The sequence below is a fragment of the Devosia soli genome (genome assembly GCF_000970455.1).
In the GTDB taxonomy this organism is placed as follows: Bacteria; Pseudomonadota; Alphaproteobacteria; order Rhizobiales; family Devosiaceae; genus Devosia; species Devosia soli.
In genome coordinates this window covers 537,767-551,338 of sequence record NZ_LAJG01000005.1, presented here as the reverse complement: position 1 = coordinate 551,338, position 13,572 = coordinate 537,767, and the positions used below count along the sequence as shown (strand labels likewise).

Below are 13,572 nucleotides of genomic sequence, written 5' to 3'. Positions count from 1 at the left end.
CTCCCCTAAGGGGCGAGGGGACGCCTCCGGGCTCACCAGCTTCGTCTCCCAAGTCCGTCATGTCTCGATTTCGCTCAGGTAAGGACCAAAAAATGGGTTCCATCACCCTCGAACACGTCAACAAGTCCTTCGGCGAAGTCGAGATCATTCCCGATATCTCGCTCGATATCCGCGATGGTGAATTCGTGGTCTTCGTCGGCCCCTCCGGCTGCGGCAAGTCCACGCTTCTCCGCCTCATCGCCGGCCTCGAAGACACCACCTCGGGCAAAATCCTCCTCGACGGCCAGGACGTTACCGACGCACCGCCCGCCCGCCGTGGCCTTGCCATGGTCTTCCAGTCCTATGCGCTCTATCCGCATATGAGCGTGCGCGACAACATCGCCTTTCCGCTCAAGATGGCGAAAATGCCCCAGGCCGAAATCGACAAGAAAGTCGACTATGCCGCACGCACCCTCAACCTTGGTTCCTACCTCGACCGGCGCCCGCGTGCCCTTTCCGGCGGCCAGCGCCAGCGCGTCGCCATCGGCCGCGCCATCGTGCGCGAGCCCAAGGCTTTCCTCTTCGACGAACCCTTGTCGAACCTCGACGCGGCGCTGCGCGTCAACATGCGCCTCGAAATCACCGAACTGCACCAGCAGCTCAAAACCACGATGATCTACGTGACCCACGATCAGGTCGAAGCCATGACCATGGCCGATCGCATCGTCGTGCTCAATGCCGGCAATGTCGAACAGTTCGGCTCCCCGCTCGACCTCTACAAGAAGCCCGCCAACCGCTTTGTCGCCGGCTTCATCGGTAGCCCTAAGATGAACTTCGTCGATGGCCCCGAAGCCGCGAAGCACAACGCCCATTCCATCGGCGTGCGCCCGGAACACTTCCGCCTCTCAACCACTGAAGGCGCCTGGAAGGGCACGGTCGGCGTCGCCGAACAACTCGGCTCCGACACCTTCCTCCACGTCCAGACCGACGGCCTCGGCCTCATGACCGTCCGCACCGACGGCGACCAGACCTTTAAGCACGGCGACGTGGTCTATCTGACGCCGGATCCAACCCGCATCTACAAATTCGACGCGGCCGGCAAGGCGATCTGATGCGCACCATTACCCCCAGGTTCGTCATTACCGGGCTTGTCCCGGTAATCCATGCCACAGCAAACTGGATTGCCCGGACAAGCCGGGCAATGACGGCGGGTGGGACGTTTGTGGCCCGGCCGCAATGTCATTCCCGTAAAAGCGGGAACCAGAGTTTCTCTTTGACGGAGCGCCGATTAGTAGCAGGCGTCACTCCGGGATGTACGCCATGAACACCAAGCTCTCCGCCGCCACGCTCCCCACCATCACCTCCGCCGCAGTCCCGCACTACACCCGCTATGACCTCACTCCCGGCATCGTCCATTTCGGCGTCGGCAATTTCCATCGCGCCCACCAGGCCGTCTATCTCGACGCTCTCTTCAATCTCGGCGAGGGCCACGACTGGGCCCTGATCGGTGCCGGCGTCCGCGACACCGACGAAGCCATGCGCCAAAAGCTCATGGGCCAGGATTGGCTCACCACCGTCGTCGAGCAGGAAGCTGAGTCCAGCTCCGCCCATGTCACCGGCGCCATGGTGGATTACCTGAAGCCCGGCGATAGCGCTGCCGTCATCGCCAAGCTCGCCGATCCGGCCATCCGCATCGTTTCGCTGACCATCACCGAGGGCGGCTACTATATCGACCCGGCCTCGCAAAAGTTCGATCCGACCCATCCTGACATTACCCATGACGCCGCCCATTTCGACGCGCCGAAAACCGCTTTCGGCCTGATCCTCGCCGGCCTCGCCGCGCGGAAAAACGCTGGTCTCCAGCCGTTCACGGTGATGAGCTGCGACAACATCCCGGGTAATGGCCATGTCACCGAAAACGCCGTCGCGGGCCTCGCCGCCCTGATCGATCCGGCGCTGGCCGAATGGGTCAAGAGCTCAGTCGCCTTCCCCAACGGCATGGTGGACCGCATCACCCCCGCGACCTCCGATCGCGAGAAAAAACTCCTCGCGGACAATTTTGGCATCGAAGACGCCTGGCCTGTCTTTTGCGAAAACTTCAAGCAATGGGTGCTCGAAGACAATTTCCCCGCCGGCCGCCCGGCGCTCGAAAAGGTCGGCGTGCAGTTCGTCCCCGATGTCGCCCCCTATGAGCACATGAAAATTCGCATCCTCAATGGCGGCCACGCGACCATTGCCTATCCCGCCGGGCTCATGGATATCCACTTCGTCCACGAAGCCATGGAGCATCCGCTCGTCGCCGCCTTCCTCAAGAAGGTCGAGACCGAAGAGATCATTCCGGTCGTGCCGCCGGTCCCCGATACCGATCTCAACGACTATTTCGCGCTCTGCGAAAAACGCTTCGCCAATCCCAAGATCGGCGACACAATCCGTCGCCTCGCCCTCGATGGCTCCAACCGCCAGCCGAAGTTTATCATTCCGACCGCCTTGGATAGGGTCAACGCTAACGGAACGGTAACAGGCCTTGCCCTCGTCTCCGCACTTTGGTGCCGTTATTGCTACGGCACGACCGATAGCGGCGCGGTCATCGAACCCAACGATCCAAGCTGGGATCGCCTCACGGCCCAGGCCAAGAAAGCCAAGGACAATCCAACCGTTTGGCTCGACATGGCCGACATCTACGGCGACCTCGCCAAGGCCCCGAGCTTCATCGCTGCCTTTACCAAGTCCTTGAATTCGCTATGGTCTATCGGCACGAAGGCAACGCTCGAAGCCTATCTCGCCGACCGCCTCTAGCCCCGCCCGCTGCCTTCCGCTAATCTCCGCCCGGGACGGAGAAGCGAGGGTAGCGTGGGGCAAAACCTCCTGATGGGAGTGGACGTAGGCACCGGCAGCGCCCGTGCCGGAGTGTTCACACGCGACGGTATACTCTTGGGTCGTCACGAAAATCCGATCCGGATGCGGCGCAGCGACGCCAATTTCGCCGAGCACGACAGCGAAGATATCTGGGCCGCCGTCTGCCTCGCCGTCCGCACCGCGCTCACCCAAGCACACGCCGACCCGGCCGATGTCGTCGGCATCGGCTTTGACGCCACCTGTTCCCTCGTCGTCCGCGATGCCTATGGCGCGCCGGTCACCGTATCGAAAGACGGAGAAGATCGTTGGGATACAATAGTTTGGCTCGATCATCGCGCTCTCGAAGAAGCCGATGAATGCACGCGCACCGGGCATGAAGTCCTCCATTATGCCGGCGGCGTTATGTCCCCCGAAATGGAAGTGCCCAAGCTCATGTGGCTCAAGCGCCACCTGCCGCAAAGCTGGGCCCGAGCAGGCCATATGTTTGATTTGGCTGACTTTTTGTCCTGGAAAGCCACTGGATCGCTTGCCCGCTCGCAATCGACCCTGACCTGCAAATGGACCTATCTCGGACACCGCACCCCAGGCTGGCAGCAGGACTTCCTGAATCTCGTCGGCCTCGACGATCTCCTTGAAAAAGCTGCACTTCCCGACACCGCCAGCCCCGTCGGCGCCGACCTGGGCCCGCTGACCAACACCGCCGCCACCCAACTCGGCCTCACCGAAAAGTGCCGAGTCGGCGCTGGTCTCATCGACGCGCATGCCGGCGCCCTCGGCGTCCTCGGTGCCTTCACGTCCGACGTCGATACCATCGACCGCCACCTGGCCCTCATCGCGGGAACATCGAGCTGTGTCATGGCCTTATCGGCCGAAGACCGCCCAACCACCGGCGTCTGGGGACCCTATTTCGGCGCCGTCCTCCCCGGCGTCTGGCTCAACGAAGGCGGCCAATCCGCCACCGGCGCACTGCTCGATCACATCATCCGCTGGCATGGTGCCGGGGGTGAACCCACCCGCGAAATCCACCTCGCCATCTGCCGTCGGGTCATGGAGCTTCGCGAAACCGAAGGCCTCGCTCTCGCTAACCGCTTGCATGTGCTGCCAGATTTTCACGGAAACCGCTCTCCACTCGGCGACCCCTTCGCCCTCGGCGTCATCTCCGGCCTTACCCTCGACAGCGATTTTGACAGTCTTTGCCGCCTCTATTGGCGAACCTGCGTCTCGATCGCCCTCGGCGTCCGCCACATCCTCGAAACCCTCAACACCCGCGGCTATGCCATCGACACCCTGCACATCACCGGCGGGCACACAAAAAATCCTTTGCTGATGGAGCTTTACGCCGACGCCACTGGCTGCACCGTGGTCGAACCCTCGGCCCCCGATGCCACACTTCTCGGCATGGCCATGGTCGCCGCCAATGCCGCCGGCCTCTATCCGAGCCTTGATCAGGCCTGCCTCTCGATGCAGCAAGGCGGCACCTCGCGCCCGCCCAATCCGGCAGCCCAGCCGCAGTTCGACAGGGACTACCGGATATTCATCGAAATGCTCAGACAGCGCCAAGCCATTGACGCGCTTGACTGATCGCTGATCCTGAAGAGGGCTAGTCCAGCCTCGCGTCTCGTGTTTCGGCGTCCACGAGCCAGGCCGCACCTGCCGCCAACAACAGCAGCCCGGCAAAGAGCCCGATGGCGAGGGCAAAATCCTGCACGAAGACCAGCCCCATGATCGAAGGGGCCAGCAGGCCGCCGAGCCGCGCTGCCGATCCCGCGGCGCCCATGCCGGTGGCGCGCGAAGCGGTGGGGTAAAGTTCAGGCGTAAAAGCGTAAAGCGCGCCCCAGGTGCCGAGCAGCGCAAAGCTCATGAGCAGGATCGCTCCACCCACCATTGGCCCGGTGCCCGCCAGCACGAAAAGAGCACACCCTGCCGCGCTCAGAAGTACGAAGCTGACGAGGGTCGGCTTGCGGCCAAATCGCTCGACGCCCCAGGCCGCCAGCGCATAGCCGGGCAACTGCGCCAGCGCGACCAGAACGAGGAAATCATAGCCGCGTACATAGCCGAGCCCTTCCGAGGCCAGCCGTGCCGGTAGCCAGGTGAAGATCCCGTAATAGGAAATCGACACGAGAAGCCAAACGGCAAGGATCGAAATCGTCCGGCGTCTGAGGGCAGGGGAGAAGATGCCGGGCGCTTTGTGCGCCGGGGGCAAGGCGATGGCCGTATCGGCAGGCAGCGTTGACTTGCCATTGGTTGAAAGCACGGTGTCGAGCACGGAAACGAGCGCCTTCTTTTGTCCGCTTCGCAGCAGGAACTGCGGCGATTCCGGCACCCAGAGCCGAAGCCAGATACCGATCAGCGCCGGCAGCGCGGTGACCGCAAAAATCCAGCGCCAGGCGTCGGCCACGCCCAGAAGACTCGCGCCCCAGGCGGCCAGCGCGATGACGATGGTCCCGACGGCCCAGAATCCTTCGAGGATGACCAGCCAGCGCCCCCGGTTCTTGGCCGGCAGAAATTCCGCCATCATCGCATAATCGACCGGAAGCGTGCCGCCCACGGCCATCCCGGTCAAAAATCGCAAGACGAAGAGCACCCAGAGGTTCGGTGCGAAAACCGATAGCACCCCAAAGACGGCATCGAGGGCGACCGTCACCAGCAACACCCGCCGTCGCCCGAAGCGGTCGGCGAGGCGCCCGAAAAGACTGGCGCCGATCAGCATGCCGAGGAAAAACACCGTACCGATCTGCAGCGCCTCGGGCAGGGAGATTTGAAACGTCGCGGCAATCGAGGCACTGGTGAACCCAACGGCCAGCACCTGCATGGCGTCTGCCGCCCAGACCAGCCCGAAAATGCCGAGAAGACGGCGCTGGAAGCGTCCGGCTCCCGCCTCGTCCATCACCTGATCGATCGAAAGCGCCATTCCATCCTCCCGCAAAGGCTGCCGCTTCCTAGCCGGAGTCGCCTGTCCGAGCCAGCCGCGATCCGCCTGAATCCGGCGCGCTCGGCCACACGCTCCGTATCGAGCCGCGCCTTGGTCGTCTTTCCTGGGTGGTTGTCGCCCCGGATTGCCGATACTCTTGCGAGCAAACGAGGAGGCCCGCGATGCCGACCGATTTTCTCTTCGATGGCCCCGAAGACGCGCGCCTGACGCTGCTGCTTGCCCATGGTGCCGGCGCGCCGATGGATTCTCCGGCCATGACGGCGCTGGCAGGCGCGGTTGCTGCCCGGTCTATCCGCGTTGCCCTCTTCGAATTTGCCTATATGGCGTCGCGCCGCACCGGCGATGGCCGCAAGCCGCCACCCAAGGCGGAGCGCGTCATGCCCGAATTCATCGCTGCGGTGGACGATCTCGGTCCGACCAGAGGGCCGCTACTGATCGGCGGCAAATCCATGGGCGGCCGCGTCGCAAGCATGGTGGCCGACGATCTTTATGCGGCTCGCCGCATCGCCGGACTCGTCTGTTTCGGCTATCCGTTCCACCCGCCGGACAAGCCCGATCAGTTGCGCACCGCCCATCTCGAAAATCTGCAGGCGCCGGCTCTCTTCTTCCAGGGCACGCGTGATCCCTTCGGCACCAGTGCGGAAGTGCCGGCCTACGGCCTCTCGCCCAATATCGATCTCTTCTGGCTCGAGGATGGCGATCACGACCTCAAGCCGCGCAAGGCCGTATCCGGCTTTTCAGCCGCCGATCATCTTGAACGTCTTGGCGGAAAGCTCGCAGATTGGGCAGCGCGCCTTTGATCCTGGCAGCGGCCCCCGGATCTCCGGCAGCCACTTGTCCCAGGAGCCTCAGGCCTTGAGCACGATCACCTTAGTATTGACTGGCGTCTTGTCATAAAGGTCGAGCATATCCTGCGTCAGCAGCCCCACGCAGCCACTCGACACGCCCTTGCCGATGGTTTCGGGCATGATGGTGCTGTAGATGGTGTAGAGCGTATAGGCGCCGTTCTGGTAGAGATAGAGCGTGCGTGCGCCGAGCGGATTATTGAGGCCCGGCGGCATGCCATTGGCATAGGGCGCGGCTTCCGGCTGCCGCGCGATCATCTCCTTGGGCGGCGTCCAGACCGGCCATTCCGCCTTGCGCCCGATATAAGCCTCGCCGCTCCAGACGAACCCGGCGCGCCCGACATTGGCGCCATAGCGCGTGGCATAGCCGTCGCCTTCGATCCGATAGACATAATAGTGCTTGGGGTCGACGATGATCGTCCCTACCGGCTCCTTGGAATCGTAGCGCACCCGGCGGCGGAGATATTTTGGATCGACCTTGGCGATATTAACCGCTGGCACCGGGAAGCGCTCATTGGGCAGGGGGCCATAGATGCGTTCCGCCTCGGCCATGCTCATGCCGGTCGGCGAACAGGCTGCAAGCCCCGCCGCGCCGATCAGCGCCGCCGATCCAACGAGAAAGGCGCGCCGCGTGAACTGCGCAGGTGCCGCATCCAGATCGCGGTCTTTGCCTCTTGTCATGATGAACTCCCCCACGACCTGAACTGTCGCGTTCGCGGACATTGGTCCGGCCGATCCGACTTGGCAAGAGCAGCAGGGCCACACTCGCGCGAATGCTTCCGAGCCTTGCTGACTCCGCCCCCATCCAAATCCCGGAGTAATTTTGCGCCCAGCGGGTGAGAATTACTCCATTGGAAAAATTGGCCGAGCGCCCGACCATCCTCCTGCAACCACACCTTCCCTGCCTCCTCGGCCCGCTCCGGCCGTGTCGCGGGGAGACTGCAGGAGACATCGGCGTGACGCAAATCGGCGTATTCATCCCCATCGGCAGCCGCGGCTGGCTCATTTCCAACACCTCGCCGAAGACCTACCCGACTTTCGATCTCAACAAGACCGTCGTGCAGCGCGCCGAGCATTATGGGCTCGATTTCGCCCTCTCGATGATCAAGCTCCGCGGCTATAATGGGCCGAGCGAATACTGGGTGCACAATCTCGAAAGCTTCACGCTCATGGCAGGCCTTGCCGCCGTGACCAAGAAGATCCAGCTTTTCGCTTCCGTCGCCATGCTCACCATGCCGCCTGCGCTCGTCGCCCGCATGGTCTCGACCATCGACTCCATCGCCCCCGGTCGTATCGGGGTCAACATGGTCACCGGCTGGCAGCCCAAGGAATATCAGCAGATGGGCCTTGAGCTCACGCCCGAGCATTTCGCCCGCCGCTATGATTATGCGTCGGAATATGTGCAGATCATGAAGCAGCTCTGGGAAACCGGCACGTCCGATTTCAAGGGCGACTTCTTCCAATACGACGACTGCAAGCTCTCCCCGTGCCCCAGCGCGCCGATCAAGATCGTCGGCGCCGGCCAGTCCCCTGCCGGCATGGATTTCGTCGCCAAATATGGAGACTACAACTTCGTCGTCGCCGGAGGCCTCAACCAGACCGATGGCTGCCGCGACGTCGCCGGCCGCGTCGCCGAAGCCGCCGCACGCCACGGCCGTGGCACCGGCGCCTTCCAGCTCGTCATGGTCATTGCCGATCGCACCGACGAAATGGCCTTCGCCAGATACGAATATTACAAGCAGGGCACCGACGTCGAAGCCCTCGAATGGCAGGCGAGCCAGGCTGGCGCCGACACCAAGGCCAATGCCAATTCGACGGCTGCTCTCCTTAAGAAAGGCATCGAAAATCCCGAGCCGACCGGCATGACCAAGATCATCGGCTCGTATGAAAATGTCGCGCGCATGCTCGACGAAATCGGCACGACCCCCGGCATCAAGGGCATCATGCTCACCTTCGATGATTTCGTCACCGGCATCGAGCAGTTCGGCGAACACATCCAGCCACTGATGAAGACGCGCAATGTTGGCCTCAAGGCCGACCAGGTCGCTGCCTGAGCGAGGCGCTCTCCGGTCTCGCGCCAGCGCGGGACCTTCCTGTTACATCGAGGAAGCTAAAATGGTCCAGATCGGGGTTTTTATTCCCATCGGCAGCCGCGGCTGGCTGCGCTCCACCACCTCGCCGAAGTTGTTTCCAACCTTCGACATGAACAAGACGATCGTGCAGCGCGCCGAGCACTATGGGTTCGATTTCGCCCTCGCCATGGTCAAGTTGCGCGGCTTCAACGGTCCGTCCGAATTCTGGCAGCACAACCTCGAACCCTTCACCCTGATGGCCGGCATCGCCGCCGTCACCCAGCGCATCAAGCTCTATTCCTCGATCGCGCTCCTGACGCTGCCGCCGCCGCTCGCCGCCCGCATGGCGTCAACCATCGACTCGATCGCGCCGGGCCGGTTTGGCGTCAACATCGTCACCGGCTGGCAGCCCAAGGAATATCAGCAGATGGGCCTCTGGCCCGGCGACGAGCACTTCAAGAGCCGCTACGACTACGCCACTGAATATGTGCGCGTCATGAAGGAGCTATGGGAAACCGGCACGTCCAATTTCCAGGGCAAATTCTTCCAGATGGACGACTGCAAGCTGAGCCCGCGCCCGTCTGCCCATATCGACATCGTTGCCGCCGGCACCTCCGATCGCGGCATGGAATTCGTCGCAGAGCACTGCGACTACAACTTCGTATCGTCGGGCGGCGGCATCAACGAAGCCGACAAGGCCGGCGACAATGTCGCGCGCCTCAACACCTTCGCCGCCAAAACCGGCCGCAATGTTTCCGCGCTTACCGGCTGCATGGTCATCGCCGACCGCACCGACGAACTCGCTTGGGCGAAGTGGGAACACTACAAGAAGGGCACCGACCTCGAAGCCATCGAATGGGCTCACGGCCAGTCGAGCGCCGACAAATCCGCCTCGGCCGACTCCACCGCCGGCCGCATGGCCGCCAATACGCTTGCCATGCTCAAGAACCCCCAGCTCGCCGAGCCCCACGGTGGCCTGCGCCTCATCGGGTCCTACGAGAACGTCGCGCGCATGCTCGACATCATCGCGGCGACGCCGGGCCTTGGCGGCATCATGCTCACCTTCGACGATTTCATCACCGGTATCGAGCAGTTCGGCCAATACATCCAGCCCCGGATGAAAAGCCGCAGCAAGCTCAGCGCCGCAAACCAGAACGCCGCCTGACAGGCACTACCGGATTAGGAGAAAAAACAATGGTCAAACTGGGTGTATTCGTTCCGATCGGCAGCCGCGGCTGGCTCATTTCCACCACGGCGCCGGAAACCTATCCGACCTTCGATCTAAACAAGACCGTGGTGCAGCGGGCCGAGCATTATGGCTTCGATTTCGCTCTCGCCATGATCAAGCTGCGCGGCTTCAATGGTCCGAGTGAATATTGGCAGCACAACCTTGAAGCCTTCACCATGATGGCCGGCATCGCCGCCGTCACCAGCAAGATCAAGCTCTATGCCTCAATCGCTCTGCTCACCCTGCCGCCGCCGCTTGCAGCGCGGATGGCCTCGACCATCGACTCCATCGCCCCAGGCCGTTTCGGCGTTAACATCGTCACCGGCTGGCAGCCCAAGGAATACCAGCAGATGGGGATCTGGCCGGGCGACGAGCATTTCCGCCGCCGCTATGAATATGCTTCCGAATACGTCCAGGTGATGAAGGACCTCTGGGAAACCGGCACATCCAATTTCAACGGCGACTTCTTCCAGATGGACGATTGCAAGCTCAGCCCGCGCCCGTCCTCGCACATCGAGATCGTCGCAGCCGGCGCCTCCGATCGCGGCATGCAGTTCGTCGGCGAACATTGCGACTATAACTTCATAGGCGCCGGTGCCGGCATCAACAACACGGCCAATGCCGGCGACAATGCCAAGCGTCTCCTTGAGGTTACAAAGCCCTATGGCCGCAAGGTCGGCGCCTATACCCTTCTCATGGTCATCGCCGATCGCACCGACGAAATGGCCTTCGAAAAGTGGGAACACTACAAGAAGGGCACAGACCTCGAAGCAATCGCCTGGTCGCGCGACCAGTCGAGCGCCGACAAGAACGCCCCGGCTAATTCCACAGCCGGCGGCATGGCCCGTCGCGCCCAGGAAATGCTCAACGATCCCTCCAAGGCCGAACCGACCGGCATGCTCAAGCTCATCGGCTCTTACGAGAACGTCGCCCGCATGCTCGACGAAATCGCCGTCCAGCCGGGCATCGAAGGCATCATGCTCACCTTCGACGATTTCGTCATCGGCATGGAGCAGTTCGGCCAATATATCCAGCCGCTGATGAAGACGCGCAATATCGATCTGGCGCGCTCCGGCACGAGCGCCGCAGCGTAAAACATGCCCGCAATTGTCCTTCCGGCGAGAGCCGGGAGGACACTGTGCACTCTCAAGACTATCTGAGACCGTTCAATCTGGACTGCGCAAGTGTGAGGGCATCTTTGTCGTCCTCTTCACTCCCCGCCCACCGCGCTTCCCTCGGGCTCGACCCGAGGGCCGACGCGGAAGCCACCCGTGTCAGGGATGGACGCATGGCTCTCAGGTCAAGCCCGAGGGACATCCGGGGCAGTGGCTCGATACTAGAGATTGGAGGCTCGCCGAATAGGCCGCAATCCGCACGCAGCAGCACGCAGGGCGCAAATGCTTTTTCACCCGCAACGGAGTTTCAAAAATGACTGACACCATGACCGCCGAGCGGGTCATCGACGTTCGGACCTTCTGGCAGGCGGTCGGCCTCCGCGCCGTCGGCACAGCCATTGTGACCGCCGAAGCCGCCGATGGCCCGCGCGGCTTCCTCGCCCTCTCCGCTACTCATCTCTGTGCCGATCCACCGATGCTGATGGTCTCGGTCGACAAAAAAACCTCCGCCTTCCAGACCATGCTCGATGGCGGCCACTTCGCCATCAATTATCTCTCGACCGATCAGGCCGACATCGCCGCACCCTTCGGCGGCAAGGGCGATCTCAAGGGTTCCGACCGTTTTCAGCTCGGTTCCTGGACAAGGCTCGCCACGGGCGCGCCGATCCTTGAGGGCGCGGCCGGCGCCATCGACTGCAAGATTGAAGAAGTCATCGAGCGCTTCGGCACGGCCATCGTCATCGGCAGGGTGATGGATTTTACCGCGACGCCCGACGTCACTCCGCTCGTTTCCTACAAGGGCAAGTACCTATGATCGAGCGCCGCTCCGCCTTGCTGGTGATGGATTTTCAGCCAGACATTGTCAGCAATTTTCCTGCTGCCGACGCAATCGCCAATACTCAAAAGGTCCTGGCCGCCGCCCGCAAAGCCGGCATGCCGATCGCCTTCGTCGTCGTCGGCTTCCGCCCTGGTCATCCGGAAGTGTCAGCCAACAACAAGGGCTTTGCGGCCGCCAAGGCGGCCGGCCGCCTCGTCAACCCCACCGTCATCGATGAGCTGGCGCCGATCCGAGGTGAGCCCGTCGTCGTCAAACATCGCGTCGGCGCGCTCTACGGCACCGACCTCCCGGTCATCCTCTCGGCCTATGAGGCCAACCATCTCGTCCTGACCGGCATATCGACATCGGGCGTCATTTTGTCGACCACGCGCCTCGCGGCCGACATGGATTTTGCCATCACCATCCTGGCCGATTGCATCGGCGATAACGATCCGGAGGTTCACGACCTCCTCCTGACCAAGATCCTTCCCCGTCAGGCCGAGATCAGCGACAGCAAGAGCTTCGTCGCGAGCCTGGCATAGAGGCCTCGCCACCCCACCAATATCATCCCCGCAAAAGCGGGGACCTCCTTTTCAATTTCGTGGCTTTCTGCACGCCTGCGGCGAGCCACCAATCTCGCGCCTGCATCGCGTCCGCAGGCAAATTAACGCTTTCGCCTTGTCGCGCCGTCAGCGGTAACGGAATGCTATCCGACCTGGGTCAATAGGTCTTGAACATACGCATGATTTCGGCCCGTTCCGAGCTCCGTGTCAGCGCCAGGGCAAGCAGGATTCGCGCCTTCTGCGGATTGAGATTATCGGCGGGAATAAAGTTTATTTCCGCCAGCCGGTCGCTATCATGGACGACACCCGAACCGGCCCGCGTCGCCTGCACGACGACAACTCCCGCCTTGGCCGCACGCTCCAGCGCCACCATCTGGCCCGGGGGCGCCATGCCCGGCGCAAAGCCGGCCGAGACAATGCCCTTGGCGCCAGCGGCGACATAAGCATCGACATCGACGCCATCTGCGCCGGCATAGGCATAGGTGATGTCGACGCGGGGCAGGGCGTCCAAGTCACTGGAATCAAACTCGGTTTCCGGCGCCGTGACCCGTTCGCTGCGGCGGTAATAGCTGATATAGGGCCCGTCGACGTAACCCAGCATCCCGAAATCGGCGGCCTTGAAAGTCTGTAGCCGATAGGTCGCGGTCTTGGTTACGTCGCGCGCCGGATGGATCTCGTCATTGAGCAGAACCAGCACGCCGCGCCCGCGCGAATTGGGGTCGGCAGCGACGCGAACGGCGTTGACTAGGTTCATCGATGCGTCCGACGCAAGCCCGCTCAGCGGCCGTTGCGAGCCGACGACCACGACGGGGATAGAAACTTTCAGCAATAGCCCCAGCGCATAGGCCGTCTCTTCAAGTGTCGCCGTCCCGTGTCCGATCACGATTCCCGATAGATCCGGGTGCTCGTCGACAAGTTTGAGACAGAGCGCCGCGAGCGCCTTCCACTCGGGATAATAGATGTTCGGGCTCGGTACATGGCTGAACGGAACCGGGAAAACCTCAGCAACTTCATGCACTTGCGGCACCGCAGCGAGAATGTCGCCGGCAGGCAGCATGCTCTTGGTAGCGCCATAATGGACGATGTCCAGCGGACCTTTGCCGAGCGATGAGATCGTTCCGCCAGTTCCGATAAAGGCGATTTTGCTCATGGCCGCGCGCGCTCC

General features: G+C 62.5%; 12 protein-coding genes. 9 read left to right on the top strand and 3 right to left on the bottom strand.

The features are described from left to right. The first annotated feature begins 92 nt into the window (after positions 1-92). The 3 genes from VW35_RS03460 (at position 93) to VW35_RS03450 (ending at position 4,416) form a co-directional block, all read left to right on the top strand. Complete coding sequence (locus tag VW35_RS03460) at positions 93-1,091, top strand: ABC transporter ATP-binding protein (protein WP_046141547.1); 999 nt, start codon at positions 93-95, stop codon at positions 1,089-1,091. A gap of 208 nt (positions 1,092-1,299) precedes the next feature. Further along, positions 1,300-2,775: a mannitol dehydrogenase family protein gene (locus VW35_RS03455; RefSeq protein ID WP_046141732.1), complete on the top strand. Its 1,476-nt coding sequence runs from the start codon at positions 1,300-1,302 to the stop codon at positions 2,773-2,775. Positions 2,776-2,847: 72 nt separating this feature from the next. Then, complete coding sequence (locus VW35_RS03450; protein ID WP_046141546.1) at positions 2,848-4,416, top strand: FGGY-family carbohydrate kinase; 1,569 nt, start codon at positions 2,848-2,850, stop codon at positions 4,414-4,416. A 19-nt stretch (positions 4,417-4,435) separates the two neighbouring features. Here the strand turns inward: VW35_RS03450 and VW35_RS03445 are convergent, their stop codons facing one another. Next, positions 4,436-5,746 (bottom strand): MFS transporter, encoded by a 1,311-nt coding sequence (locus VW35_RS03445; RefSeq protein WP_046141545.1) that lies wholly within the window; start codon positions 5,744-5,746, stop codon positions 4,436-4,438. Positions 5,747-5,928: 182 nt separating this feature from the next. Between VW35_RS03445 and VW35_RS03440 the strand changes: the two genes are divergently transcribed. Then, the gene (locus tag VW35_RS03440; RefSeq protein ID WP_046141544.1) at positions 5,929-6,567 is read left to right on the top strand and encodes an alpha/beta hydrolase family protein; all 639 of its coding nucleotides are present in this window, start codon (positions 5,929-5,931) and stop codon (positions 6,565-6,567) included. Between the two features lie 48 nt (positions 6,568-6,615). Here the strand turns inward: VW35_RS03440 and VW35_RS03435 are convergent, their stop codons facing one another. Further along, complete coding sequence (locus tag VW35_RS03435; protein WP_046141731.1) at positions 6,616-7,293, bottom strand: L,D-transpeptidase; 678 nt, start codon at positions 7,291-7,293, stop codon at positions 6,616-6,618. Positions 7,294-7,568: 275 nt separating this feature from the next. Between VW35_RS03435 and rutA (VW35_RS03430) the strand changes: the two genes are divergently transcribed. The 5 genes from rutA (VW35_RS03430) (at position 7,569) to VW35_RS03410 (ending at position 12,386) form a co-directional block, all read left to right on the top strand. After that, a complete protein-coding gene (gene rutA / locus VW35_RS03430; protein WP_046141730.1) occupies positions 7,569-8,666 on the top strand; it encodes a pyrimidine utilization protein A in 1,098 nt (365 codons plus the stop codon). Positions 8,667-8,727: 61 nt separating this feature from the next. After that, positions 8,728-9,849, top strand: coding sequence for a pyrimidine utilization protein A (rutA, locus tag VW35_RS03425; protein ID WP_046141543.1), 1,122 nt, complete (start codon positions 8,728-8,730; stop codon positions 9,847-9,849). Between the two features lie 29 nt (positions 9,850-9,878). Beyond that, positions 9,879-11,006, top strand: a complete 1,128-nt coding sequence (gene rutA / locus VW35_RS03420) for a pyrimidine utilization protein A (RefSeq protein ID WP_046141542.1) — start codon at positions 9,879-9,881, stop codon at positions 11,004-11,006. A gap of 334 nt (positions 11,007-11,340) precedes the next feature. Then, the gene (locus VW35_RS03415) at positions 11,341-11,841 is read left to right on the top strand and encodes a flavin reductase family protein (protein WP_046141541.1); all 501 of its coding nucleotides are present in this window, start codon (positions 11,341-11,343) and stop codon (positions 11,839-11,841) included. Further along, a complete protein-coding gene (locus VW35_RS03410; protein WP_046141540.1) occupies positions 11,838-12,386 on the top strand; it encodes a cysteine hydrolase family protein in 549 nt (182 codons plus the stop codon). Before VW35_RS03415 ends, VW35_RS03410 begins: the two co-directional genes overlap by 4 nt. 178 nt (positions 12,387-12,564) lie before the next feature. Here VW35_RS03410 and VW35_RS03405 read toward each other — a convergent pair whose 3' ends face one another. Further along, a complete protein-coding gene (locus tag VW35_RS03405; protein WP_046141539.1) occupies positions 12,565-13,557 on the bottom strand; it encodes an asparaginase in 993 nt (330 codons plus the stop codon). Positions 13,558-13,572: the final 15 nt, after the last annotated feature.